At 39.4% G+C, this 24,860-nt stretch carries 23 protein-coding genes and 2 pseudogenes; 6 read left to right on the top strand and 19 right to left on the bottom strand.

The genetic code is table 11. The features are described 5' to 3' along the window. Window positions 1–120: 120 nt before the first annotated feature. The 3 genes and pseudogenes from H5203_RS23010 to H5203_RS20205 form a co-directional block, all read right to left on the bottom strand. Window positions 121–279 (bottom strand): annotated as a pseudogene (locus H5203_RS23010) (methanolan biosynthesis protein EpsI); the annotation flags it as partial. A 265-nt stretch (window positions 280–544) separates the two neighbouring features. Further along, entirely contained in the window at window positions 545–952 is a 408-nt protein-coding gene (locus tag H5203_RS20210; RefSeq protein ID WP_145233033.1) for a hypothetical protein, read from the bottom strand. 353 nt (window positions 953–1,305) lie between these two features. Then, complete coding sequence (locus tag H5203_RS20205; RefSeq protein ID WP_145233032.1) at window positions 1,306–2,766, bottom strand: PLP-dependent aminotransferase family protein; 1,461 nt, start codon at window positions 2,764–2,766, stop codon at window positions 1,306–1,308. Window positions 2,767–2,873: 107 nt separating this feature from the next. Here H5203_RS20205 and H5203_RS20200 point away from each other — a divergent pair, with 107 nt between their 5' ends. Together H5203_RS20200 and H5203_RS20195 are read left to right on the top strand one after the other, a co-directional pair. Then, complete coding sequence (locus H5203_RS20200; RefSeq protein ID WP_145233031.1) at window positions 2,874–3,650, top strand: aldolase; 777 nt, start codon at window positions 2,874–2,876, stop codon at window positions 3,648–3,650. Window positions 3,651–3,660: 10 nt separating this feature from the next. After that, window positions 3,661–4,545, top strand: a complete 885-nt coding sequence (locus tag H5203_RS20195) for a dihydrodipicolinate synthase family protein (protein ID WP_145233030.1) — start codon at window positions 3,661–3,663, stop codon at window positions 4,543–4,545. Between the two features lie 92 nt (window positions 4,546–4,637). Here H5203_RS20195 and H5203_RS20190 read toward each other — a convergent pair whose 3' ends face one another. Together H5203_RS20190 and H5203_RS20185 are read right to left on the bottom strand one after the other, a co-directional pair. Further along, window positions 4,638–6,920 (bottom strand): collagenase, encoded by a 2,283-nt coding sequence (locus H5203_RS20190; protein ID WP_182820179.1) that lies wholly within the window; start codon window positions 6,918–6,920, stop codon window positions 4,638–4,640. A gap of 601 nt (window positions 6,921–7,521) precedes the next feature. Continuing rightward, complete coding sequence (locus tag H5203_RS20185) at window positions 7,522–7,929, bottom strand: hypothetical protein (RefSeq protein WP_145233028.1); 408 nt, start codon at window positions 7,927–7,929, stop codon at window positions 7,522–7,524. Window positions 7,930–8,367: 438 nt separating this feature from the next. Here H5203_RS20185 and sbcB point away from each other — a divergent pair, with 438 nt between their 5' ends. Next, window positions 8,368–9,813: an exodeoxyribonuclease I gene (sbcB, locus tag H5203_RS20180; RefSeq protein ID WP_182731262.1), complete on the top strand. Its 1,446-nt coding sequence runs from the start codon at window positions 8,368–8,370 to the stop codon at window positions 9,811–9,813. A 47-nt stretch (window positions 9,814–9,860) separates the two neighbouring features. On the opposite strand, the gene H5203_RS20175 is transcribed toward sbcB, so the two are convergent. The 11 genes from H5203_RS20175 to H5203_RS20125 all read right to left on the bottom strand — a co-directional run bounded on the left by H5203_RS20175 (window position 9,861) and on the right by H5203_RS20125 (window position 18,955). Further along, window positions 9,861–10,523, bottom strand: coding sequence for a hypothetical protein (locus tag H5203_RS20175; RefSeq protein WP_259401981.1), 663 nt, complete (start codon window positions 10,521–10,523; stop codon window positions 9,861–9,863). A 38-nt stretch (window positions 10,524–10,561) separates the two neighbouring features. Further along, a complete protein-coding gene (locus H5203_RS20170; RefSeq protein WP_182820177.1) occupies window positions 10,562–11,302 on the bottom strand; it encodes an iron transporter in 741 nt (246 codons plus the stop codon). Next, a complete protein-coding gene (locus H5203_RS20165) occupies window positions 11,289–11,615 on the bottom strand; it encodes a cupredoxin domain-containing protein (protein WP_246175520.1) in 327 nt (108 codons plus the stop codon). Before H5203_RS20165 ends, H5203_RS20170 begins: the two co-directional genes overlap by 14 nt. A 13-nt stretch (window positions 11,616–11,628) precedes the next feature. Then, window positions 11,629–12,933, bottom strand: coding sequence for an ATP-binding protein (locus tag H5203_RS20160; protein WP_182820176.1), 1,305 nt, complete (start codon window positions 12,931–12,933; stop codon window positions 11,629–11,631). After that, complete coding sequence (locus H5203_RS20155) at window positions 12,933–13,592, bottom strand: response regulator transcription factor (RefSeq protein WP_149980957.1); 660 nt, start codon at window positions 13,590–13,592, stop codon at window positions 12,933–12,935. Before H5203_RS20155 ends, H5203_RS20160 begins: the two co-directional genes overlap by 1 nt. Window position 13,593: 1 nt before the next feature. Continuing rightward, window positions 13,594–14,241, bottom strand: a complete 648-nt coding sequence (locus H5203_RS20150; protein ID WP_145233021.1) for a hypothetical protein — start codon at window positions 14,239–14,241, stop codon at window positions 13,594–13,596. Window positions 14,242–14,243: 2 nt separating this feature from the next. Further along, a complete protein-coding gene (locus H5203_RS20145; protein WP_149980955.1) occupies window positions 14,244–15,038 on the bottom strand; it encodes an SDR family oxidoreductase in 795 nt (264 codons plus the stop codon). Then, window positions 15,035–15,724 (bottom strand): TenA family transcriptional regulator, encoded by a 690-nt coding sequence (locus tag H5203_RS20140; protein WP_149980954.1) that lies wholly within the window; start codon window positions 15,722–15,724, stop codon window positions 15,035–15,037. The genes H5203_RS20145 and H5203_RS20140 overlap by 4 nt, the downstream gene beginning before the upstream one ends. Beyond that, window positions 15,721–17,193 (bottom strand): AMP-binding protein, encoded by a 1,473-nt coding sequence (locus H5203_RS20135; RefSeq protein ID WP_182820175.1) that lies wholly within the window; start codon window positions 17,191–17,193, stop codon window positions 15,721–15,723. The genes H5203_RS20140 and H5203_RS20135 overlap by 4 nt, the downstream gene beginning before the upstream one ends. Next, window positions 17,193–17,831, bottom strand: coding sequence for a thermostable hemolysin (locus tag H5203_RS20130; RefSeq protein ID WP_182731254.1), 639 nt, complete (start codon window positions 17,829–17,831; stop codon window positions 17,193–17,195). The genes H5203_RS20135 and H5203_RS20130 overlap by 1 nt, the downstream gene beginning before the upstream one ends. A 242-nt stretch (window positions 17,832–18,073) precedes the next feature. Beyond that, window positions 18,074–18,955 (bottom strand): NAD(P)-dependent oxidoreductase, encoded by an 882-nt coding sequence (locus H5203_RS20125; protein ID WP_182731253.1) that lies wholly within the window; start codon window positions 18,953–18,955, stop codon window positions 18,074–18,076. A 122-nt stretch (window positions 18,956–19,077) separates the two neighbouring features. Between H5203_RS20125 and H5203_RS20120 the strand changes: the two genes are divergently transcribed. Beyond that, window positions 19,078–19,599, top strand: a complete 522-nt coding sequence (locus H5203_RS20120; protein ID WP_182719144.1) for a glutathione peroxidase — start codon at window positions 19,078–19,080, stop codon at window positions 19,597–19,599. Further along, complete coding sequence (locus tag H5203_RS20115; protein WP_182820180.1) at window positions 19,559–20,545, top strand: 2-hydroxyacid dehydrogenase; 987 nt, start codon at window positions 19,559–19,561, stop codon at window positions 20,543–20,545. The genes H5203_RS20120 and H5203_RS20115 overlap by 41 nt, the downstream gene beginning before the upstream one ends. Window positions 20,546–20,747: 202 nt before the next feature. Here H5203_RS20115 and H5203_RS20110 read toward each other — a convergent pair whose 3' ends face one another. Next, window positions 20,748–21,122 carry a DUF3224 domain-containing protein gene (locus tag H5203_RS20110; RefSeq protein WP_149980950.1) on the bottom strand — a complete coding sequence of 125 codons (375 nt, stop codon included), beginning with the start codon at window positions 21,120–21,122 and terminating at the stop codon, window positions 20,748–20,750. 98 nt (window positions 21,123–21,220) lie between these two features. Between H5203_RS20110 and H5203_RS20105 the strand changes: the two genes are divergently transcribed. Beyond that, window positions 21,221–22,015, top strand: coding sequence for a helix-turn-helix transcriptional regulator (locus H5203_RS20105; RefSeq protein WP_182762815.1), 795 nt, complete (start codon window positions 21,221–21,223; stop codon window positions 22,013–22,015). A 183-nt stretch (window positions 22,016–22,198) separates the two neighbouring features. Here H5203_RS20105 and H5203_RS20100 read toward each other — a convergent pair whose 3' ends face one another. Next, window positions 22,199–23,653: an ATP-dependent endonuclease gene (locus H5203_RS20100; protein WP_182820174.1), complete on the bottom strand. Its 1,455-nt coding sequence runs from the start codon at window positions 23,651–23,653 to the stop codon at window positions 22,199–22,201. Next, window positions 23,650–24,726, bottom strand: a pseudogene (locus H5203_RS20095) (DUF262 domain-containing protein); the annotation flags it as partial. The pseudogene H5203_RS20095 and the gene H5203_RS20100, both read right to left, overlap by 4 nt. Between the last annotated feature and the right edge of the window lie 134 nt (window positions 24,727–24,860).

Here is a 24,860-nt window from a genome sequence, read left to right as displayed (position 1 = left end):
GCTGGCGAGGGTCGTCAATTGATTCGAAATATTTAAATAGTTGAATATCAGGCATGGGGGCTCCTTAAAAAGGAGTATAAGATCATACTTTTAAGTCAAGGTAAAGTTCGTGATCTTGCCCTGGGTAATTAACTCATCTACAATCGTGTCTTTATCAAATAACACATTGTATTCTTTAGATTTATTAATCCTATTTTTATGCATGTTACTGTAAATTATATACAAAGCAGCGCACAAAATAATGATGAGTATCGTTATCCCAATAAGGTAAAAAATCATAAAATCTACTTATATTGTTTTAATATTGGGGGGTTGGTAATAAGTGTAAAAATGGTTTACACCTGTTAAGCCGAGTATTATACAAGGTAACAGGAACAAAATGCAGGTTTTAAAATACCAAAAAGAAATATAATTTCTCTAATTGTATAAGTAATAACATATAAGTGAGTTTTACGGTTGGCTCAGAAGAGAAACACTTTAAAAAACAAAAAACCACGTTGGCTTAGCCTAACGTGGTTTTGTCTTTAATCGTTTATAAAAACAATTATAAAGAAAGGTACTCTTTAGCGCGCGTCAGGTTATGAGAAACCATTTCGCTATCAGCGATTTGTGCCGCTTCGTATAAATCAGAAAGACCAGCCGTATCATTGTTTGCCATCATACGTGACACACCACGGTTGCTTAATGCAAATGATGTTAGCTCGCGAACTTTCATACGTGGACCATTACTTTGCTTTAGCAATGCAATTGCTTTGGTACAAATTTCATCTGCTTGTGCATAATTTTTTGATTTCACATTTAATGCGCAGTTATTAAATGATTGTTCTACTGGCTGAGACGCTGCCGCATTATCAATAATCATTAATTTGTAATCACTTTGATCAGCCATAACAGCCGCTGAGCAAGTAAATAATGAGCCAAGTGCAATGGTTTTGATTAGTGTAAGTTTCATGATTATATTCCTATTAAGTTACGCCGTCATTGTTGCCGACAGATGAACTTTAGAGCTTTTGCTCAAACGGAACAAACGATAAAAACAAACCCGATACATGAAGAAATTTAACCTATAGACTTTAATCTAATACCAAGTGGTGAGTTCTTAATATGACTTGCTAAATAGGTGATCTTTTATTGTTAAATAATCGGTAAAACAGCCCATTTAGCCGATAATAAATACACATAAACCCGTTTTATTATTCTTTATTTTTTTAAGGTATTTAATGTAAAAGTGATATTTTTTAAATATAGTCTGTATAAACAACCTCGGATTTGTGGCGATTGTAAAACCAGACTAACAATAATTTGTTAGGTAATTAACTCATCAGCTAATTTTTCTATCGATCTTGTGATTTCATCCATACTAATCGCGCCAAAGCCAAACCTGATATGGGTAGGTGTTTTTTGCTCTGCAGCAAAAAAAGTATTTAATGTTGAATCACTATTGTTGAAATCAGCTATATTTTTACCTGTCACTAACTTGGATATATCAACCCATATTGCCAGCCCACCTGTCGGTAATAAAAATGTCGCTTTACCTTTAAACAACCTAGTAAACTCTTTTGCTGTATGGTCTCTTCGTGCTTTGTACTCTCGCCTAACCTTTCTGATGTGTCGTTTGACTTCACCTGAATCCATTAAATCTGCAATAACATGCTCGGTAATAGTGTTCCCCTGCCTATCAATTAAAACAATTTCCTGAGCGGCTCTTTCTATAAATCGAGTATCAGCAACAATATAACCAAGCCGTAACCCTGGTGCGAACACCTTTGACATTGAGCCAATGTGCACTACATTTTCAGAATTAGGTAAACTAGCAAGTGGCGGGATAGGATTAGCTTCATAATGAAACTCATGATCATAATCATCTTCAATCACAGAGAATTGGTATCTCTTGGATAACTCCAGTAAGGCTAGCCGTCGCTGCATTGGCAAACAGACTGTTGTTGGGTATTGATGATGAGGGGTTACATATATACCTGATACTTCATTAGTGCTAAGTATTTCACGTAAGTGATCAATATCAAGGCCCTGCTCATCTAGCCGACATTTTATAATTTTAAAACCATTAGCCTCAAATGCAGCATGCGCAGGTAAATAACTCAACTCTTCCATAATTATGGCGCCTTTTTTAGCATCTAATATTCGTGATGCTAAATAAATCCCCATTTGGCTGCCTCTTACGATGCATATATCTTGATTGGAGCAATTTATAAAACGGTCGCTAAAAAGCATTTTTTGTATTGAGTTACGAAGTTCAATAGCACCGCGAGGATCGCCATACCCAAGCCTGGCTTGCCGACTCAAATTAACACAAACACGCCTATAAGTTCGCGCGAGTAACTCATAGGGGATCAAACGCGCATCCGGCGTACCATCATTTGTTATCGAAACACAATCTGCTAATGCAACGGCATCAAGGTACAGGTTTTCAGCTAACTCAGATGAGGGCTTAGTTTTAATTGTATTATTGATCAAACTTGAATCTGAAGCAGATAAGCCTTGCTCCGGCATGATTTCAGATACAAACGTACCGCTTCGCAGTTTGCTTTTCAACCAACCTTGAGCTTCAAGCTCTTCATAGACTTGCTGTACAGTTTTTCGATTTATCCCCAACTGCTTCGCAAGGGAACGAGTTCCGGGCAACATAACGCCAGCTGCCAGCCTCCCGTTTTTGATGTCCGCTGTTATGCAATTCAATAACTTAGAATGCAGTGTCTTTGCGGGGCTATCTTCAAACGAGAATTGAATATCCCAAGGTCTTAACATAACCACCCCACAACTGGACCCCTTAACTTTATATTTCTGGCTCTTATTTTCAATCCAGACTATCGCTATCTTGTTGTCATTGTCAAAACATAAATGAGAGAACTCAGATGAAGACACTAAACACAACAAAAGAAACCTTGATGCAAGATGCACAAAATCAAATGCAAAGGCTTATTGACCAAGAACAGTTATCTCAGCGTGAAAAACTGGCGCTAACTTGCAGAATTTTATTCGATAAAGGGCATGATTCAGGGCTTGCAGGACAAATAACAAGCCGCACTGATGCTAAAAACACTTTTTTAACACAGCAGTTTGGACTAGGGTTTGACGAAGTTTCAGCTAATAATTTGATTGAAGTCGATCAAGATTTAGAGCCGTTAAACGGTGAAGGCATGGCTAATCCAGCAAACCGTTTTCACACCTGGATTTATAACGAGCACCCGCAAGTAAATTGTATTATTCACACACACCCGACGCACATTGCCGCACTGTCTATGCTGGAAGTTCCTTTAATCATATCTCAAATGGATACTTGTGGTTTATACAATGACTGCTCATTTGTAGCCAATTGGCCAGGAGTGCCGGTAGGAAATGAAGAAGGCATGCTTATTTCTCAAGCTCTGGGAGATAACAGAGCTGTATTTCTGGCTCACCATGGGCAGCTTGTTATAGGCAAAACGATTGAAGAAGCATGCAACCTGGCAATTTTAATTGAACGAGCAGCAAAGCTGCAATTATTAGCAATGGCTGCAGGCGAAATAAAACCGCTCCCTCATGACTTAGCACAAGAAGCACATGACTGGGTATCAACCGATAAACGAAACAAAATTAACTTTGCCTACTATGCAAGACAGGCATTAAAAAACCACAAAGACTGTATTTAGGAGTATTAAAATGAAATTAGCAGGCATTATAGGTTACCCAATCACACCATTTAACGCTAATGGTGAAGGCGTTGATTTACCAAAGCTAGAAATGGTCATTGATACATTAATAGCATCAGAGGTAAATGCGATTGCAGCACTGGGAAGCGCAGGGGAAGCCGCCTATTTAAGTGAAAAAGAATGGCAAGACGTTGCAAGTCATACTGTAAAGCATGTGCAAGGTAGAGTGCCTGTCGTGATTGGTATTGCTGAGTTAACGACAGAGCAAGCCGTTAAACGTGCTAAGTATGCACACCAAATTGGGGCTGATGTAATTATGCTCTCGCCTTTTTCATATTATAAATTGGTTGAAGCAGAAATTTATTCACATTATCAAAGCGTATCAGATGCAACCCCTCTACCTATCATGGTCTACAATAATCCTGCAACATGTGGTATTGATATGTCGCCCCAATTTATGCTCAAGATGATTGCTAATATAAAAAATGCCAGCATGATCAAAGAAAGTACGGGTGATATTCAACGTATGCATAAAATTTATAAACTTTCAGGGGCAATGGTGCCATTTTTCAATGGCTGTAATCATATGGCACTAGAAGCACTAAATGCAGGTGCAAGTGGTTGGTGTACTGCTGCGCCATGCTTAATTGCAGATAAGCCAAAGCAACTTTTTGATGCTGTTCAAAAGGGTGATCAAAATAAAGCTCGCGAGCTGTTTTATCAGCAATATAATTTTTTAGAATTTATAGTTAAAGCAGGTTTAGCAGCTGCAATTAAATCTGGCTTCGACTTACAAGGCAATAAAGTGGGCCCTCCTAGAAAACCATTACTACCTTTAGCAATGCTAGAACAAGAGCAGTTAAAAGATATGCTGGCAACATTAGGCCATATTTAAAGAAGTGAAATAAAAAAGGCGCTCATTATAACGAGCGCCTTTATTTAATTACCTATCGGTTAACCGATGAAATAACCCTACATACCGATTGTTTAGTTACCTAAAACGAATACGTTGTCAGTATCATTCAAATCAAGTACACCGATACAGCTATTATTTTCATCAGTTACCATCATTCGATCACCCGCGGACCAAAAAGTCTCAGTATAAACTTCACCCTCAGCTAAGGTTGCATAGGCATTACTAAGTGCAGGCTCACCTGTAGTATTATTAATCCAGTACAGTTTTACAGAACCACTCATGGTATTTACAACTTGAAGATTTGGTGCGTTATTCGATGTTCTCTCATAGGGCACTGCGAGATCACAACTTTGCATCACTGCTGTTGCTTCTGGAATTTCAGCCGGTGGGGCTTCATCCAATGCATCAACAACCATTTCTTCAGTGACGTTAAACGTGTTATTTTCATCATTCAATAACGCAACACCTAAACAGTTATCAGCACCATCGGTTAACATGATACGGTGACCAATATTCCAATCATCCGAGACATAACTCTCATCTTGGCCTAACGTTACATAAGGATTACCGCCTTTGTCGCCCGTATTTCTGTTAAGCCAATAAACTTTAACAAGTTTCTCTGTTGGGTTTGTAATACTCAAATCAAGCGCAGGTTTACTTGAATTATAGTATGTTTCACCCAAGCTACATGTACCAAGCGTCCCTTTTTCAGGCCAATGAGGTAGATAAGGTTCTGTCACCGTCACCAATGCTTGCTGTTCTGGTGTAGCGACTGTACAGTCATCTCCAGCGCAGGCACTAAAGTAAAGATCTACAACATCTGCGCCAACAAAGTCAGAAGCCACTGCAATATAATATTTACCAGACTCAGGCATGCTTATTGTGCAGTTTTCTGTATTGGTACCTTCTGTTATTGAAGTACAAGTGAACTCAGTATCAAGTGCAGGATGAAGAGCAGCCCCTTTTTTCACCCACAAGTCTACGCTAGCAGACCCTCCCTGAGTTGCAAAAGTAATTGAAGGTAACCCTGCAGGTACATCGACAGAAAACAACCACCCTCCTCGGCCATTGATTTGCTTGTAGTCACCAAGAGTAAGAACCTCAACACTTTCTTTATATTGATCAACTAAGGTTGTTGATAACCACGTTGTAAACTCAGCTTGATTGTCTGTTGCTATATTGTCCAATAACAGTTCAAAGTCTTCCCATTCACCGGCACGCATATGAACAAGCATTTGATAAACCAATTCAGGGTGATTTTCTATTAGAAACGCAACAGCTAACTGTCCCCATGAATATGCATCCGCGTTACCAGCAAAAATATCAGCCAATGAAGCAGCTTCACCATCATGAGCAGTCGATACGCGGGTGTAATATAACTCGTTAAATGTACCAAGGTATTCAGCAAGTCCTTCCGTCCACCAATTTACACTACTTTTATAAGCACCTTCTTTATTATAACGCCCATCTAATGCATGCACATATTCATGAGCTAGAGAACGAATCACTGAACGTCCTTCAGTCCATTCAAGAGCATCAAAGGTCCAAATATCAGAGCTATGCCACCACTGAGTAGGTGAAGTCTCAAAGTAAATGCCGCTGGTGTTATTGGTATTAACAAGATGCTCTGCCCAAGCTGCATGATTAGAAAGGCTAGAGAAAATATGAATATTCGTGATCTCATTTAAATCATCTGGCACTGCTTGTTGAAACTCTGGCGTAAGCCCTGAGTGCAGCGTTTCATCGAATAATCTTTTTGTCTGGGTGATCACTGTACATGCTTCTTCAAGCTCAGCATTTGACATTGATTGCGCACGGATCCTTACAGGCTCTTCACACATCATATTCGCGCTAAATAAACCCGTAGTGGCGAACATAGACGCATTAACTGCATCACCGCCTTCATAAGCATCCATATAAATATGGTATCTACCTGCCTTAGGTTTATCAATAATGCATGTTTCGTTATTGTTGCTGCCTTTATATGATACGCAATCAAAAACGCCCTCAGCTCCTGCACTTGCTTCACTCTCGTATTTAACATACAAGTCTGGATCACCAAGCTCTTTGTTTTCTACCCCTGCAAATAAGCTGACAACCAAAGTTTCTGACTCTTGTGTTAAGTCAACATAAAATGACTGCCCCTCACCGCCTACAGTATTAATATTGGTTTTAACCACATCAAGTGCTAAAGCTGGCTCTAGCGCACTGGTGTAATCAACCTCAGGTTCAGCTGGCGTTGTAGTAACTGGTGGGGTTGTCTCAGGTAAGGAGTTTGTAGAATCATCACTGCCACCACAGCCAGAAAGTGCACACAATATCGCACTGGTCAAAGTCAATTTTTTAAAAAACATTTGGGTTTCCTTTTATTATTTTATTTAATATTCAATTTAACTGCTGATGGCGATAATATTTCATGGGTAAAGCAACAACTTTAATTAACTAGTTTAAGCATATTTATATATACTTCAGTTAGTTAACTAAATAATGCATGTATTCCCCCTTAAATCAGCTATACATAAGTTGTTGTTCACCATAAATATTTGTGCCGTTCTTAATACCCAATTGTTGAGTTTCGCGCTTACACTAAAACCCAATAAACACTGATACCAAGTTCAACAAAGTATTTGTAGCACATTTGTTTGCATAATGTAAATTGTATACAGTATATTTATTTATAAATAATTTACACTTTTGATAGTCATTAATTTGGTTAGGCAGTCGTCATAAAAGGAGTTCTTACACAGCTCATGATGTCAGAACATAAAATAATGTTATTTACTTTATGTTGCACTTTTATCAATAAATACAGAACATTAATATTTGAGCAAAGCGAGCGCTTCATTCAATAAGTGGATAAAACCGATAGGATTTTTGTTGAAAAAGCAAAAAACCACGTCGTAGTAACTAACGTGGTTTTTAAAAATGCTTTAGATTGTATTAATCAATAAATACTTATAAAGATAAGTCTTCTTTAGCAAGCGTTAGGTTATGAGACACTAACGTGTTATTTGAAATCTGTGTTGCTTCATATAAATCTGCCAAACCCGCTGTATCATTTTTTGCCTTGATACGTGATATACCACGGTTGCTTAAAGCGAATGATGTCAGCTCGCGTACTTTGAGTTTACGCCCTTTTGTCACTTTTAATAACTCAATTGCTTTTGTGCAAATGGCTTCAGCTTCTGCATAGTTTTTTGACTTAACATTTAATGCACAACCATTGAACGACTCTTCTAGTTGCTGCGGCGCTGTTGCCTGCTCAATAACCATTAACTTATAGTCACTGCCGCCAGCCATAGCCGCTGCTGAGCAAGTTAATAATGAGCCAAGTGCGATGGTTTTGATTAGTGTAAGTTTCATGATTATATTCCTATTAAGTTACGTCGTCTTTGTTGCCGACAACTGAACTTTAAGCGCTTCTAACAATTTCAACAAACGATAAAAACAAACCCAATAGATGAAGAAAATTAACCTATAGACTTAAGTCTAATACCGAGTAATTGCTTATAACTATCAAATGATAATCAAAGGTAACTTTAATATTGCTTAACCACTGCAACCACCCTAATTTCGCTAACTGCTCATCGATTAAAGCAAGGCTACAGCTCAGCAAAATAATTATTACACTGCCTATTCATCTAGAAAAACATTATTGCCACTGGTAAAACTTAATCAGTTTGAGAGTAGCTATAATTAACCTACAAACTGCCCCGCCCATATGCCATAATCTAAATAATTCATAAATTTAGTAACTTGGCGGTATTGCAACCGCTTCAAGCTAACTTAAAGGGTTTTTAAATGGCTTATCAAGAGCAAAATCAAGCAACTATTTATTGGCACGATTATGAGACCTGGGGGGCGAGTCCGCAAAAGGATAAGCCGAGCCAGTTTGCGGGTGTTCGTACTGATCTTGATTTAAACATTATTGGTGAGCCGCTGATTGAATATTGCAAACCTGTGGCTGATTATTTACCGCATCCTGAGGCATGTTTGATCACCGGTATTACTCCGCAAGTGGCGATGCAAAAAGGTTTAGTTGAGGCTGACTTTATTGCCAAAATTCATGCTGAATTTAGTGTGCCGAATACCTGCGTGGCCGGTTATAACAGCATTCGTTTTGATGATGAAGTAAGCCGTTATAGCTTTTATCGTAACTTTTACGACCCTTACGAGCGCGAATACAAAAACAATAACAGCCGCTGGGATATTATAGATTTAGTGCGTGCTTGTTATGCACTGCGCCCTGAAGGTATTGAATGGCCGTTAAAAGAAGATGGCAGCCCAAGCTTTAAGTTGGAACATTTAACGGTTGCCAATGGCATTGAACACGCTGCGGCACATGATGCGTTATCTGATGTAACCGCGACGATTGCTTTGGCTAAACTAATAAAAGAAAAACAGCCAAAACTGTATAACTTCTTTTTTAGTTTACGCGGTAAAAAAGCCTTAGCTGAGTTAGTTGATGTATTTAATATGACGCCGCTGGTGCATACTTCATCACGTATTCCTGCTACCCAAGGCTGTACCAGTTGGATTGCCCCGATGAGCTTTCATCCGACTAATAAAAATGCAGTAGTGTGTTTTAACTTAACCGAAGATCCACAGGTATTACTCGATTTATCAATTGAAGAGTTGCGCACCCGCCTTTATACCAAGCGCAGTGAGCTTGCCGATGATGAACTACCTGTTGGTTTAAAACTGGTACATTTAAATAAATGCCCTATTTTAGCGCCTGCTAAAACCTTATTACCTGAAAACGCCGCCCGCTTAGGCATTGACCGCGAGCAGTGTTTAAAAAATCTTGCGATTTTAAAAGCCAACCCAAGTCTTCGCGATAAAGTCACTGAAGTATTTAACGATAAGCCCGATTACGGTAAAACCACCAATACTGATTACATGTTATACGACGGCTTCACCAGTCATGCTGATAAAGCTAAATTTGCCATTATCCGTGATGCCAGCCCTGAGCAATTAGCGGGTATGAAGTTGGATTTTGAAGATAAAAAGTTTGATAACTTATTGTTTAAATACCGTGCCCGTAACTGGCCGCAATCACTTAATCAAGATGAACTTGATCAGTGGCGTCAATATTGCCAAAACAAATTAATGCATGGTGAAGATCAACCATCGATCAGCGCACAAGATTTTATGGTTACGCTAGAAAATCTTGCCCATGAACATGACGATAATGAAAAAAATCTAACTATTCTAAAAGCGCTTTATAACTACGCGCAAAGTATGTAGTTTGCAGAGATTTAAAGCCGCGAGCAGAGTTTTCGCGGCTTTTTGCTTTAAAATTCAAACTCTAGGGCAAGGCGAAAACTGTGATCTTTACCTTGTTGGCTCAGCTCGGTCACAAATCCTGCTTCCCACTTTAGTTGTCGCTTCGCTGAAAATCGATGCAGCCCAATAAAACCAGGGCCAATACCAAAGAAGTCTTCTCCGGCGTATAGCTCTAATGCAGGCTGAAACTCAGAGCGAAAACGATAGCGATACTGCGCGCGAAACTCAGTTTCCCATTCGTTTTTAATATCACCGCCCCACTCGTAGACTAAAAATGCATTCATGGTGAGGCTAGTCCGACCAAATTCTTTTTCCCATAAAAAGCCAGTTGTGGCTTCATAACTATCTTTGCCTTCTTGCATTTCAAGTTCAAATAAGGCGCCCCAATCAGCCCACAGCCGCCCTTGCTCCACCAACTGCCAACGCAGTTCTAGTTCGTAGGCTGAGAAGCCAAAGTTACCGTCGTCATCACGCTCTCCAACCGCATAACCTTCCAAACTCATGGTATCGTTAAACGAGCCACCTAAGCCAATTCGTTGGGCTAAAATATTGCCCTTATCTGTTTGATGAGAGATCAAACGCCATTCAAATTCGCGCTCAAATGGTAATACGTAAGGGTGGTAAACTTTATCTACGACTATTCCATCGGCTCGCACATTAAACGATGCCATGAACAAAAGCGAAGTTAAGCACCACGCGAGAATAAATCTCATGATGGCTCCTTTTGAGAAAATTGCCGAGTAAATACTATACTGGTGCCAATAAAGGCTAAAACCGCCACTAGATAAAGCCATAATGCAGTTTTGCTTGGCGTTGCCTCATAGCCGACTAAGGCTTTGAGTACACGGCCTAACTCTGAGTTTTCGACTAGCACTGCACGCCAATCAAAGTAGTTGGACGTAATATTGATCAAGTCAATTTGGCTGGCCAGATCTAATACTATCAGTAATTTTGCCGAGGCATTAAAAGCCAAAAACAACATCAGTGGATACACACCAAATCGTGCTCTAACACTATGCAGTAAAAATAATAGCAACACACCAAAACTACCACAGATCCCTATTCCCAAAGATGTCCCTATAAGCAAAGGTTTTGCTGTATCGGTGTTATGCCAAAAACCAACCAAATAAATAAAATAGTGACTCAAATACAGCGCCATAACCGCAACTATTGCAAGCAATGCGAATAAACGCTGCTGTTTACAACTTATTAGTGATGCAACATACACGATGACACACAATAGCATTTGACTAAACTCAAGGCCGCGATGATCAAATAACTGGCTCAACCAAGCGGCACTTTGTACATAAATAATACTACAAAGCAGCCCAACAAAAGCGGTCACTATCAGCACGCGCTGGTTTAGCTTTTGCAATGACTGTAACAGCACGAGTAAAATTACGACTGGTAACAGCTGATTTATACTCATCAATAAACTAGTTATCAGCATCAGTCTTTCCTTCTACTAATACTGCCCCACGGGCTGTGTTAGGTGAAAACTCGCCAAAAAACTCATAACGCCCAGGGCTCAGTGGCCCGATATAAATCACACTACTACGATTAGGATACAGCACTTTTTCTCGATTTAAATCAAAACTGTCAAACTCTTCTGGCGTACTATCTTGATTTTCAATTAAAAGTTTTAGTTTAGTATTGGCCGGAACAATGATCTCCGCGGGATAAAAAAGGTGATCTTTTAAAATTAATTTATATTCTTTAGCAAAACACGAAAATGGTAATACGCTAAATAGCAGCAGGCTGATAAACCCTAACCAGTTATTCACTCTCTGCTCCTTGCATAAATTCTACTCGTACTTGTAAGCCGCCTAATTCACTGTCGGCTAAAGAAATACTTGCATCATAAATTGTTACTATATGTTCAACTATCGCCATACCTAATCCGGCACCTTGCTCTCCAGAGGGGTGTTTATCACCTCCAACACGGTAAAAACGGTTAAAAATTCGTGCTTTATGGGCATCATCAATGCCAGGACCTGAGTCATCAATCTGCCAACCATACGCACCTTGCTGATTGCTTAAGCGGATCACTATATTGCCACCACTGGGCGTATATTTTATGGCGTTACTTAATAAATTACTAAATAAGGTTGCCAAGGTAAATTGGTCACCATTAATAACATAATCATCGCCTTCAATACTGATCATATGTTGTTTTGCATCAAGTCGTTCGTATAGCTGTGCAACCACTTGTTGACTGACCTCTAGCACTGAAATTGGGCTAAATTGTGCCAGCCATTGCTCTGGATAGGTGCGTCCCAAAATCAACATTTGCTCAACAATATTACTAAGTTTATCGATACCTTGCGCCATTGCATCAAGTTCCAAGCAACCATCACCTTGTGCGCGTAGATTATGAACATTTATTTTTAAACTACTTAGCGGGGTGCGTAATTCGTGGGCAGCATCTGAGGCAAAAAAGCGCTCTCTTAAGTAGGCACTTTCTACACGTTTAAACAGATCATTTAAACGTGAGATCACCGGTTTAATTTCGTATTCGCTCACTTGCCAATTAATTGCAGTAAAGTCATTGGCTTGTCGCGTTTTTAATAATGTTGAAAGGCGTGTTAATGGCCTCAATCCTTGTTTGACAAATAGACTGATCAACACCGCAAGCAGTGGCACACTCCAAAGCAAAGGTGTCATTGCTGACAAAATCATGGTCTCGCTAAGTTCATAACGTTTACTCAGCGGCTCTGCCACCAGCACTTGTTTTGTCTGCATGGTTAATCTGAATACTCGCATCCGCTGTCCGGCTAAGTTTTCAACACTAAATCCATTCAGGCTTGGTTTTTGCGCCAGTTCAGCTAATGATTTAGACGCGCTAAGCAAATTGTTATCTTGCCAAATTTGAAACAGTAATCGAGTTAGATCACTTCTTAACACTGGCTTGTCGCTGTGTATAGGTTGCTCGATCAGTACATGAGCAATGGTTTGCAATTCGTTATCAAGTAGCAGCTCGGCCTGGCTCATACTTTCGCGGTAGCCTTTGCTGAATGCCAAAAAGCAAGTCAGGATCACCGTTGATAAAATAATCAGCGTTAATCTGCGTTTAATTGACACTAACGTTTACCTACCACATAACCTATGCCACGTAAGGTTTTAATTAGATCTTTAGGGAGCTTTTTACGTAGATGATGAATATGCACCTCAATAGTATTTGAACCTACTTCTTCGCCCCACTCATATAGTTTGCTTTCTAATTGTTGTTTGGACAATACGCGCCCTTGATTTTCAAAAAGTGCTTTTAGTAACATAAACTCTTTACGCGGCAGGTTTACCGGTTCCTGATCAAGTGTGACTGTAAAAGCGGAGGTATCCATTTCTACATTTGCTACATTAATAGTACTTGATTGCGCATGAGTTACGCGCCGACTAGCGACTCTTAAACGGGCAAATAATTCAGCAGGATCGAATGGCTTAGCTAAATAATCATCAGCACCTAAATCTAGCCCTTGTACTTTGTCGTCAATACTACCGCGTGCCGTTAAGATCACTACAGGTAAGTTAGGGCGATGCTTTTTGACGTGTTTTAATACATCAATGCCATCGCCATCAGGTAGTCCTAAATCAAGCACGAGTAATTCTATTTCATCATTTTCGAGCCATTGCATGGCTGATTTTATACTAGCACAGTGCTCGACACTGTAACCTTGTTGGCGAAGTGAACGACATAATCCTTCAGCCACTAACTTATCATCTTCAACCAGTAGTAAATGCATATTATCTCTTAAGTTTTTTATCTACTTTTGCCAACAATTGGGTGATCTCTTGCTGGCGGTATAAATCCGCTTTTGGCCTATCAGGACGTGCAGGAGCCTGTTGAGCGGCAAGTAAATGTGTTTTTGCCTTTTTGTATTCCCTTTCGTCGTACAAAAATGCCGCGTATAAGTAATTACTATCGATACCGTTTGGATTAATAGCAAGCGCTTGGTTAAATAATTTATTCGCTTTGTCATCATCACCAAATCCAATTGGCCAACCCGGTACTTTACTATAAAGGGTCGCTAAACTGGTGTAAGCAGAGCCTGATAACGCATTGGCATCAATTTCTATGGCTTGCTCTAACTGTGCTTTAGCATCTTTTGCTAATCCTAATGCACCTAAGCCGCCTTTTGCCCCAGCATAACTTGATAGCACAATACCATACCAAATATGGCTTTGTGCCTGATCATCATAGGTCTTTGCAAACTCAGCGGCCTGCTCTGATAACTTTTCAAATGCATTGAGCTGCGCTTTATCTACTAATTCATAATTCACAGTTGCCCAACTTGTTTGCACCTGAGTTAATTCGCTAGCAAGATCGGCATGCGCTGCGCTGGTTAAAAATATCCCAGTTAACAAGCAGCTAGTATAAAGTAGTTTAGTCATAGTCATTCACCTTTATCAATTTTATCTGCAAAAAAACTTTTAATTTTAGGAAGTTGTTTTGCAATTGCGTTATCTACTAAGGATGGAAAAGCACCATTTAGTTTGACAAATAAGCGTTCTGGAAAACCAATGTAACTGCGTGAATTTCCAGATTTCAATAATGAAATAAGCGCATCTGCCACTTTATCAGGTGGATCCATTGTATTGCCTAAAGCTTTATTCATCGCGCGTACTTGCACTGAATTGATATTTGTATCAGTTGCTCTAGGTGCTAAATATAATATTTTTACATCACAGTGACTGAGTTCGCGGGCCAGCGCTTCGGTCATTCCTCGTAAACCAAATTTACTTGCGCAATATAAGGTTTGATAAGGGTAACCAATACTACCAAACGATGATCCCACATTAACAATTGAGCCTTTTTTAGCTAAAATTTGTGGTAAAAATAGTTGGCATAACTTAATTGGCACCGACAGATTAACGATCAGTAAGTCATCTATTTGCTGCTCCGTCATTTCACTAAAACCTTGCATCACATTAATGCCAGCGTTATTGATAAGCATTGTTGCACCACCAAGTGATTTAGCATGTTCAAGTAATTTTTGGCGAGTCTGTGCTGATGTTAAATCACCAATAAATATCTCACAGTCTTGGCCACACTTAACCTGTAATGCCTCTAGTTGTGCTTGTTGACGACCAACTAACAGTAAACGCCAGCCATGCTGAATCAACTTTAATGCCACGGCTTGACCAATTCCGCCTGTTGCACCTGTTAACACGCAAAGTGGACGGTTCATGCAGTTTGCTCCAAGTCGCTACTTGCAAACTGTGGATCTGTATCTAATTCACGAAAAATATTGCCATATAACTTATAAAAACATTTAGCGGCATGCACAATCGCTTGTTGATCTGCAGGAGACTCTATTTTATTCATCAGATCTTCAAAAAACTTCACATGCTCAATATCCAAAGCTCCATGAGATGTTAAATAGCTAAATGCCTTTTTAGGTAATCCGGTCATATTGGCTATATTACTTGCCGCATTATCGGCTAACGCAATTGAAGTACCTTCGAGTACATGCACCATGCCAAAAAATGCCAATGGATTACCACGATTAATTGTATCGTAGGCATAAGCAACCATTAACTCGGTGGCAAATTTGGGAGCACTTTGACGTACTTGTTGTTTATCAAAACCACAGGCTGCAATATCATTGAGCACCCACTCTTGATGACCTATTTCTTCTTCTATATATTGTGCAACAGCCTCGCGGATCCACTCTTGTTCAGTCGATAATTTCGCGCCCACGGCCATCATTAATGGCACCGTATGTTTAACGTGATGATAGGCTTGAGCTAAAAATGAAGCATACTCAGTTGTGCTTACTTGCCCCTTGAATACTCGAGCAATGATCGGTGCAGCCAGTAAATACTCGCGTTCTGCTTGGGTTTGTGATTTTAATGTCTCGAAAAAATTGCTCATAATATTGCCTCACTGTACAGTGCTGTTAGTTGTGCATGATAATAGTTTGCTATTGCTTGGCGTTTAGGGCGGTTATTACTGGTTAATAATCCCCGCTCTGCAGCAAGTGGTTCAGCTAAGCGATGAAATGTTTTAATTTGGGCATATTCAGGTAATTGTGCGTTAATACCTCTACAATGCTCCGCTAATACCTCATCAGTCATATTTACTGATGCATAAATAAGTGCTACTAAATGCGCTTTACCTTCACCAAAGACAACAGCTTGTTGTACTTCACTGTTACTGAGTAGCAAAGATTCAGGCCACTCAGCGCTGATGTTGCGCCCAAAACTAGTAATAATTTGGTTTTTTAAACGCCCCTTAATAGTTAACCGACCTTGTTGTTGATCAACCAAATCACCGGTTGCATACCAACTCGTTTGATCATGGGGTTGTTGACCTAAATAGCCTAAAAATAAGGGTCCTTTAATAAATAGCTGCCCGTCTACCAGTTTGCTTTGCAAGTGATTTAACACCCGCCCTGCACACTCTATGTCATCATCATTTGGCGTGTTTAAGCTCACCACTGATGAAGCTTCAGATAAGCCATAACCTTGATAAACTGGTAACCCTAAACTACGCGCCACAGTGATCAATTCACTGCTGAGTACAGCGCCACCAACGGCAATAAATTTCAGGCTCTTTGGTACTGTCCATCCCTGCTTGGCAAACCAGACTAAACAGGTCAATAATTCCGGCACCAAAATAAGCGTATTCGGTTGCACACGATCAATGGCATTGATCAGTTGACCTGTATCATTTAATTTTGCCCCAGAGAAGCCTAATTCTGCCAGTGTCATAACATGCACTTCACCTGCGGCTAATAACGGTGCAAAAACCCCTGCAATGTTTTCAAGTAATACTGGCAAAGGTAATAAACACAGATGTTTTGGCTGTTTTATCGCTATTTTTTTATGCAATGAGGTCGCCACTTGTAATTGACTTTGTAAAGATAAGCACACTCCCTTTGGCTCACCGGTAGAGCCTGAAGTAAACGTCACTTTTTGGGTATCTGTAAAAAATGTTGTAGGGCTCGAAGCGCTTACTTTATAGATATAAAGCGGGTAGCGGGTTAACACGCTCAAGGTCGCAATACATTCTAACCCGTCAAGTTCACAGGGAGTGTCGCTGATAAAATGCGAAACGCCGCTTTTATTCACGCTATTAGTTAGCTGTTGTGGACTAAAAAAGGTCGGCAGCGGAATGCTTACTTGTTGTAACTCAATCAATGCAAAGTCAACAATTAACCAAGCAGGCGTATTGTCCATTACAAACGCCACGGCTGACATATCAAGCGCTTTAAAGTCGATAATTAACTCGGCCACTTCTTGCATCAGCGTCTGTTTACTGATCGGCTGCATTTGTTGGTCATGATGATCAACAATCACAGTATCAAGCGCTGCGTGTGGTAATTTCGATAAAAACCCCATTATGCCTCCAATTGCGATGCTAATTGGCAACTCGCTTGATGATAGTGCTGTTTAATATTAAACAAATGAGGTGTGTTTATTACGCAATCATGAGCAGCCGCTAAATCAACCACACACAGTGTTGGTTTATTTTCATAATAAGTCCCCCAATCTGCTGGGTTATCAAGTGCCTGACTATTGGCTAATGCTATTTCAGTGCAATTAACTCCGAGCATTTTTAATAATGCTCTAACCTTTGCAGTGGCACAAAATACCAAACGTTTTGCGCCAATTTGATAAAGTGCTTCATTCATTAGTACAAAATGAGCGAGAGTCGCTTTGCGATTTGTTGAGCATAAATTACCAAGCTCGTAAATATCTTCCCTCGGTACATCAACAAAGTATTCAATCGGCTCTGGTAAGTATTGCTCGATAAAAAGTGATTGAGTAGCAGCTCTAAGTCCCAGCGTGCAAGAATCAGCGGCAATACTTAATTGGCATAACACCGGCATAAACTGCTTAATATTGGCGCCGTAAGCTCTGGCAAAACTCGCTTTAACGACTTGCTCTAATTGCACACGAAATGGCATGTTTGCATTTGCACACACATAATCATGTGTGTTGGTAACAGGCAAGTTAGTAACTTGAAGTGATTGCATAGTGTTCGCTCTTTTTAGACTATGGGTAAAATCTAACGAGCAAAACTTAAATAAACCTTAAGAAAAATTAATTTTTATAAAAAAACCAAAACAATGTTTGGGTCAGTGATTACGTAACTGGAGATTTCAGGAATAATAAGCCACATCTACCCGCTAATTGCGGGCTTATGCAAGTAAATTTAAGACAGTTAGCGTTTAATTTACTTGCTGGAGATAGACTTATTATCCGACGCTCTGATTATCTATTTTTTATGTAACGCTTCGATGCGCGCCAATAAGCTTGATGTGTCAAAACGCCCACCACCAAGTGCTTGTACGTCAGCGTAGTACTGATCGACCGTCGCGGTCATTGGTAAAGTGGCACCATTATTTTTTGCTTCATCTAACGCAATACCTAAATCTTTACGCATCCAATCAACAGCAAAACCAAATTCGTACTCACCTGCCCACATGGTTTTGTAACGGTTTTCCATTTGCCATGAACCAGCCGCACCTTTTGCAATCGTCTCAATGACTTTTTCGCCATCAAGGCCTGCTTGTTTTGCAAAATGTAAGCCCTCGGCCAAGCCTTGCACAACGCCCGCGATACAAATTTGATTAACCATCTTACACAACTGTCCAGAGCCAACTTCGCCAAGTAACTGGCTAAAACGGCTAAATGCCGCCATAACGGGTTGTACTTTTGCAAACACTGCTGCGTCGCCACCAGCCATGACTGTTAATACACCATTTTCAGCACCAGCTTGACCACCCGATACTGGCGCATCAATAAACGCAATATCTTTTAGTGCCGCATTAGCGGATACTTCGCGCGCAACTTCGGCTGAAGTCGTGGTGTGATCGACTAAAATAGTGCCTGCTTGCATACCTTTAATCACCCCGTCAGCACCATAAACGACTGAGCGTAAATCATCATCGTTACCTACACACATAAATACGATATCTGCATGTTCTGCGGCTTTTGCTGGCGTTAATGCCACCTGACCTGCGTATTTTTCTGCCCATTGCTGTGCTTTTGCTGTGGTACGGTTATACACGGTTACTTGATGACCGGCAGTTGCTAAATGACCCGCCATTGGATAACCCATTACACCTAAACCGATAAATGCGACTTTCATTGACATAAAATTGACCTATTTCAGTGGTAACTTAAAAAGATAATTTGATTATCTCAACCGAACAGTAAAAAAGCGAATGAAAAAGTCTTCATTAAATTTCTTCATGGACGAGACAAAATAGGTAACCTATGGATAGCATATATCAATTCAGTGCCCCGCTTTATAACGGCGAAAATTTTTCCTTAAGTCAGTTAAAAGGCAAAACGATTTTAATCGTCAATACCGCCAGTAAGTGTAACTTTTCGGTGCAGTTAAGCGCACTTGAAAAGCTGTATCAGCAATATAAAGCACAAGGGTTTATTGTATTAGCATTTCCGTGTAATCAATTTGACTACAATGAGCCAATAGACAACATTGATATTAAAGACTTTTATCAACAACAGTTTAATGTTAGTTTTCCTGTGTTTAGTAAAGTAATGGTCAACGGCCCTGATGCTCATCCGTTATTTAACTATTTAAAAGCACATACCCGAGGAATTGCACAAAATCGTGCTATAAAATGGAATTTCACCAAGTTTCTAATAAACTCTGAGGGACAATTGGCGGTACGTTATGCACCGCGCACTAAACCCGACACCTTAAAACAGGTCATAGAGAGTAATATTAATGATGCAACTAACGGTAGCGCTTTTCAGTTCGCAAAAATATGAACATGCATCTTTTGATGCCTGTTTAAACAATCAAACACGCATCAAATTAACCCGTTTTGAACAATCTCTTGATGCGAAAAGTGCCATACTTAGCCAAGGCTTTGATGCTGTATGCGTATTTGTAAACGATATCGTTGATAAAACGGTTATTGATCAGCTTGCTCAATTCGGCGTGAAATGTATTTTATTACGCTGTGCTGGCTTTAATAACGTTGACCTAGCTGCGGCACATGCCCATAACATAAAAGTATGCCGAGTACCCGCTTACAGTCCTGAGGCAGTTGCAGAGCACTGTGTAGCATTAATGCTTACCCTCAATCGCAAAACTCACAAAGCCTATAACCGTATCCGTGAAGATAATTTTGATTTAAATGGCTTGCTTGGCTTTAACTTATTCAAGAAAACCATTGGTATCATTGGCTGTGGAAAAATTGGCTTGGCTTTAGTAAATATACTCAATGGCTTTGGTGCAAATGTATTGGTTTGCGACCCTTATGCAGTACCAGGCAATTATACAATTTGTGATCTAGACACTTTATTAAGTCAAAGCGATGTGATCTCTTTGCACTGCCCGTTAACCGAGCAAACTCATCATATGATCAACGAACACGCTTTTGCCAAAATGAAGCAAGGGGTGATGCTTATAAACACTTCCCGCGGCGCATTAGTTGATAGCAAAGCCTGTATTGGCGCACTTAAAACTAAAAAATTGGGTTATTTAGGGCTAGATGTGTACGAACAAGAGTCAGAACTATTCTTTAAAGACCGCAGTGATGAAATTATGCAAGACGATGTGTTTTCACGTTTGGTAAGTTTTCCAAACGTACTGGTCACCGGCCACCAAGGCTTTTTTACCAAAGAAGCATTGAGTGAAATTGCGCAAATCACCGTAAATAATGCATTTGAGTTCGCCAATAACCAACCACTAAGTAATGAAGTTAAATAAGGGGTTGATTTAGGTGCTAGGTAAAAGTTTAAAAACTAAGGCACAAAAAATCAACCAAGCTAGCTTGGTTTAAACCGGTTAAGTTGCATAAGCTGAAGTAACAAATATCTGTTCTAACACTTTTAACTAATAATTAGAGTTGGCTGGCAGGCTGCTATGAGGGATAAGCGGACGTAATACTATTGTCCGCTTTGTAAAGAATTTATGAAATTTGGTAGGTGGCTTTCCCTCCTTCTATGGAGCTGAAGGTGCCACTTTTACCTACTAGGTTATTTTCATGGCTACTATCAACTATAGTAAATTCGCTTGATGCAATTCCACTCTCAAATCTTCCATCATGTTTTATTGTGAGTAAAACTTGTTCATTGTTTTTATCATATGTAATGGTTTCAAATCCGTTGAACAGAGCATCACCACTTTCGCTGTAGTAAAGCTGATACCTTACTTCGCTATTACCATTAATATCACCTGAGTAAGCTTGTTGTACCAATGCGGCACTCAATTTCTTACCCTTTTCAAATTCTTGTTCAACGGTTTCTTGCCAGTCGGTAATTTGAAATGTACCTTTTAACTCCATAGTTTTTTCCTTTTAATCAACCTAACAAAAAAATGTTACTACGTTATTAGTTGCTTGATATAGTAAAAACGCGACAATAAACAAAAGACTGATCAGATTTGAAAATAAATAATGAAGAAATAAAAGGGGTATTACACCGTCAGGTGAGTGAAGAGAACTATCACTTACGTAGATATTTTCCAAGTGACCTTTTTAATGGGTTTATTGAACAATTTTGGTTTGTGAATTGGAACTTAGAAGAGCAAAAAACTCATACTCAACAAAACTTACCAGATCCAAATTTTCACTTAATTATCAGTAAAGAAGGGGTTAAGTTATTGGGGCCTGTGAGCAAAAAATACTCTTATAAAATGGAAGGGGTAGGACGAATAATAGGTGTGAAATTTGAAACTGGAGCCTTAAAGGAACTTTTACCTCTGCCGATTGAAGATTATGTTAATAAAGAGGTACTAGCCAAAAAGATATTTGGCTTAGATTTCGTAAATAATTTAATATCTTTATATGAACATGAAAACGATTTAGAGGTTATTAGCTATATTCATGATAATCTTGCTTCTTTTGTTCAACCGATCACTAAGTCAAAAGCTATCACTCAAAGTTTGGTCTCATTGATCAAAAATAATGAAAATATTTGTACAGTTAAGCAAGTAGCAAGCTATGCTAACATCTCTTCACGATCTGTTCAGCGATACTTCTCAGAATATGTAGGTCTTAGTCCTAAATGGCTTATACGTAAGTACAGACTTAGTAGGGTTTTAGATGAACTTGAAACCAATTCCGTTAGCATCTTAGATATTGTTACCCAATTGGAATATGTTGATCAATCTCACCTTATTCGAGATTTTAAAGAAATTTTAGGAATAACTCCGAACAGATACAACAAACTAAAGTGAATTTTTATATCCTAGTAGAGTCAATATCGGCTTATGGCACACTCACGAAGTTCTGTTTGGAGCGAGAAGCAGACGGCCAGAAAAACTCGTTTTTGGACAAAAACGCGCTAGAGTATTTATTCGGTAACGCCGCAAACACCGGCGCAGCGTTGCTGCGTCCGAGTGCTTTGACTTGTTAGCAGCTTACGCGGCAAGAGTTTCAAGTTTACCGATGAATTCCTGAACACTTTCATTATTATTCTCATCACCAACCCATAAATCACATAGTTTTGAGAATAGCTCTTCATATGATATTGAAAGGACCCTTGCTATCTCGACAAAGTAATCGTGGTGGTCAGAACCAGCAGCCACATCAATTGCTGCGCTCATAAGCTCAACTGGCTTTCCTATATGGTTAGCCACATCAACTATATCTATACTCCCTAAATAAGAAATAAGGTGTTCTTCAGGAGATAAAGCTGATGGTAAGAATATATAATTTTCGAAGTCCATGAGCTGATCATCCATCTTGCCTCTACAATCACCGTCAAACACTGCAATAAACGAAAAATCATCTAGGACAACAGGGAAACGCTTTAAATCTTGCAAAACATCTCCTTCTGAACCAGAGCAATGATAGAGGAAGCTATCCGACACAAATAATGGCGAAGCTTTGATTAGTGAGCGTGCTAAAAGGAATGCGGCCTTATCTTCATAAAACAAAAGGCCTTTCTTGGGTGCAGTGAGCCCAAGCACATCCATCTGCTCAATATCTGAGGCTGCACTGAAAAACCGTATTCTATTCAATACTCGGCTCATGATGTGCACATGAGACCTAGGTATTTTTCTTAATATATGCTCTGAATGTGTTGAAATTAAACACGCGATCCCCTTAGTTGCTAAGGTCATTGCTAGGACATCACATAGCCTATTTTGAATTAAGGGAGGAAGGAAGCTTTCAGGTTCTTCAATGATTAGCAAACTATTGCTTTTAGATTTTCCAATGTAGTCGATGATCCAAAAATAGTACAAAAGTGACAACTCACCTAGCCCCATATCTCGGCTATCATATTTAACGCCACCTCTCGCGACTGAAAAAAACGGTAGCATTGGGAATGATTCATATTCATCTTCAATATTAATTATCTCTATAGATGAATATTCGGTATTGGTTATGAAGTTTGCCAATTTCAACTCATCAGCTGACAACTTATTAGGGCTAAAGCTTTCTAACAATTCATCTAAATTTTCTTGCTGGACAAATAGTTTCTGTATTTCAGGGATTAATGTGCAGGGATCGAACAGCAAACATAATACATCCTGTTCAATTTCATTTTTTTCGAAAGGGCTTAGCTCAAATGAGAAATCTTCGCCAGATATAATCAAATCAAACTTGATCTTGCTTTTATCTAATAGTTTTGAAAACTTCTGTCTATTGCTGGAGTCGCTTTTTAGTGAGTTATAAATTGCCCTAATAAAGTTGCTTTTACCTATCCCGTTTTTTCCGACAATTGCATTCATGCCAGGTTTAAGTGTTAACTTGGTATCACCAAATACTTCACCTTCGGTAAACTCCATATTTTGTAAAAATAGAGGATAATTCCTTTTAAAGGCTGTCCTCCAATGATCATCTATTCGGGCTTGACGTAAATTTGTCATAGCGTTTGCCCCCAGGCAAGGTTACCCGCAATTTCTTCAAGGTTTTTCTCTGAAATGGTTGTTGGTGAAAGTGTTGCTAGGTGGTGGATGGAGTCAAGTAAGGCTGAATATTCTGAATTTTGCTCTATGACACTAGGGAAATAAGCAGCAAAGATCGACCATAAACTTATATCTCTTAAAACCACGGATGAGGTGTCAGCAACCCGTGAGCCAACTCTGTCAAGATACACATCCAGTATTTTCTTTACGACACCTCTATTAATACCTTTGGGCAATAAAGTTAGGTCACTAGGTTCTGAAATTTCTCTTTTAATACTTTCAAATCTTATGAAAAACTCTTTAAGATCCTCGTCAGAACTAAACGAGTTACTAAATTTATATATAAATACTAACCAGCTAAGTGCTGAAGCTTTATTTAATTTTGCAGCGGTGTCGAATTGCGTTAAGCAAGTAAAAAGCTTGATTAGACATTCTTCTGTAGCGAGAATTAACTTCCTATCAAAACCGTCACTATCCCGATAGCGAGCTGTAACGCTATTTGCCGTTATTTTTTTCTTTAACGTACCAAGTTCTAGTGTTAGTAAAAATTTTGATATTACATCGTCATAGGCCATTCTTGAGTTGGAGAAACCCAGAATCTCTCGATTATAGCCGAGCTCAACCATCCTTTCAGATAAATCTTTGACCTGCTGACGAGCTTCCCCGAAGTAAGCATTTCTCTGTTCTGCTGATGTTAGGTTTGTCGGTTGGTTTAAACGATAGAAAAGCTCACCTGGTTCGCCAGGTTTGTAGTCGGAAATGGTTAGCAAACGAATGGTGAAGTCTTCTATTTTACCGGCAACTTCGTCAGGAAGTTCATCCCACGAAAGCCCATCTAGCTCCATTATATGCTTTTCAACGGGATCTAAGTTCCCGTTAATAGTGTATTCACCTTCCAAAAAATCACGAATAGCCGCTAAGCGCTGTTGGCCGTCAAGAACTTCTTGTTTATCACTATTAGGGACTTGAATGACATGAATAGGAGGAATGTGCCAACCTCTAAGAATACTATCAATTAATCTCTGTTTTTTAGCTTTACCCCAAACCGGAGTTTTTCAAGTTAGTTGTCGCATCAAGTTAAATTTTATGCCGCCCGCACTTCTTCTTTTTTCTCTGGATTCAAATTTACTTCATTGATCATTGTCCAATTTCGAGACTTTCCTGACCA

It is taken from the genome of Pseudoalteromonas sp. SG41-1 (assembly GCF_014164575.1).
Lineage (GTDB): Bacteria > Pseudomonadota > Gammaproteobacteria > Enterobacterales > Alteromonadaceae > Pseudoalteromonas > Pseudoalteromonas rhizosphaerae.
The sequence above is the reverse complement of the archived record's forward strand: the minus strand, read 5'-3'. Positions and strand labels throughout refer to the sequence as shown.

Coding starts and splice junctions, on each gene's coding strand:
- H5203_RS20110 (WP_149980950.1), bottom strand. CDS start 21,122: ATGGAGTTAAAAGGTACATTTCAAATTACCGACTGGCAAGAAACCGTT.
- H5203_RS20140 (WP_149980954.1), bottom strand. CDS start 15,724: ATGAGCAATTTTTTCGAGACATTAAAATCACAAACCCAAGCAGAACGC.
- H5203_RS20155 (WP_149980957.1), bottom strand. CDS start 13,592: ATGCATTTACTACTGGTTGAAGATGATAAGTTAGTGGCTGAAGGATTA.
- H5203_RS20130 (WP_182731254.1), bottom strand. CDS start 17,831: ATGCAATCACTTCAAGTTACTAACTTGCCTGTTACCAACACACATGAT.
- H5203_RS20190 (WP_182820179.1), bottom strand. CDS start 6,920: ATGTTTTTTAAAAAATTGACTTTGACCAGTGCGATATTGTGTGCACTT.
- H5203_RS20170 (WP_182820177.1), bottom strand. CDS start 11,302: ATGCTGATAACTAGTTTATTGATGAGTATAAATCAGCTGTTACCAGTC.
- H5203_RS20100 (WP_182820174.1), bottom strand. CDS start 23,653: ATGACAAATTTACGTCAAGCCCGAATAGATGATCATTGGAGGACAGCC.
- sbcB (WP_182731262.1), top strand. CDS start 8,368: ATGGCTTATCAAGAGCAAAATCAAGCAACTATTTATTGGCACGATTAT.
- H5203_RS20175 (WP_259401981.1), bottom strand. CDS start 10,523: ATGGCATCGTTTAATGTGCGAGCCGATGGAATAGTCGTAGATAAAGTT.
- H5203_RS20185 (WP_145233028.1), bottom strand. CDS start 7,929: ATGAAACTTACACTAATCAAAACCATCGCACTTGGCTCATTATTAACT.
- H5203_RS20210 (WP_145233033.1), bottom strand. CDS start 952: ATGAAACTTACACTAATCAAAACCATTGCACTTGGCTCATTATTTACT.
- H5203_RS20205 (WP_145233032.1), bottom strand. CDS start 2,766: ATGTTAAGACCTTGGGATATTCAATTCTCGTTTGAAGATAGCCCCGCA.
- H5203_RS20120 (WP_182719144.1), top strand. CDS start 19,078: ATGGATAGCATATATCAATTCAGTGCCCCGCTTTATAACGGCGAAAAT.
- H5203_RS20150 (WP_145233021.1), bottom strand. CDS start 14,241: ATGACTAAACTACTTTATACTAGCTGCTTGTTAACTGGGATATTTTTA.
- H5203_RS20115 (WP_182820180.1), top strand. CDS start 19,559: ATGCAACTAACGGTAGCGCTTTTCAGTTCGCAAAAATATGAACATGCA.
- H5203_RS20145 (WP_149980955.1), bottom strand. CDS start 15,038: ATGAACCGTCCACTTTGCGTGTTAACAGGTGCAACAGGCGGAATTGGT.
- H5203_RS20125 (WP_182731253.1), bottom strand. CDS start 18,955: ATGTCAATGAAAGTCGCATTTATCGGTTTAGGTGTAATGGGTTATCCA.
- H5203_RS20195 (WP_145233030.1), top strand. CDS start 3,661: ATGAAATTAGCAGGCATTATAGGTTACCCAATCACACCATTTAACGCT.
- H5203_RS20200 (WP_145233031.1), top strand. CDS start 2,874: ATGAAGACACTAAACACAACAAAAGAAACCTTGATGCAAGATGCACAA.
- H5203_RS20135 (WP_182820175.1), bottom strand. CDS start 17,193: ATGGGGTTTTTATCGAAATTACCACACGCAGCGCTTGATACTGTGATT.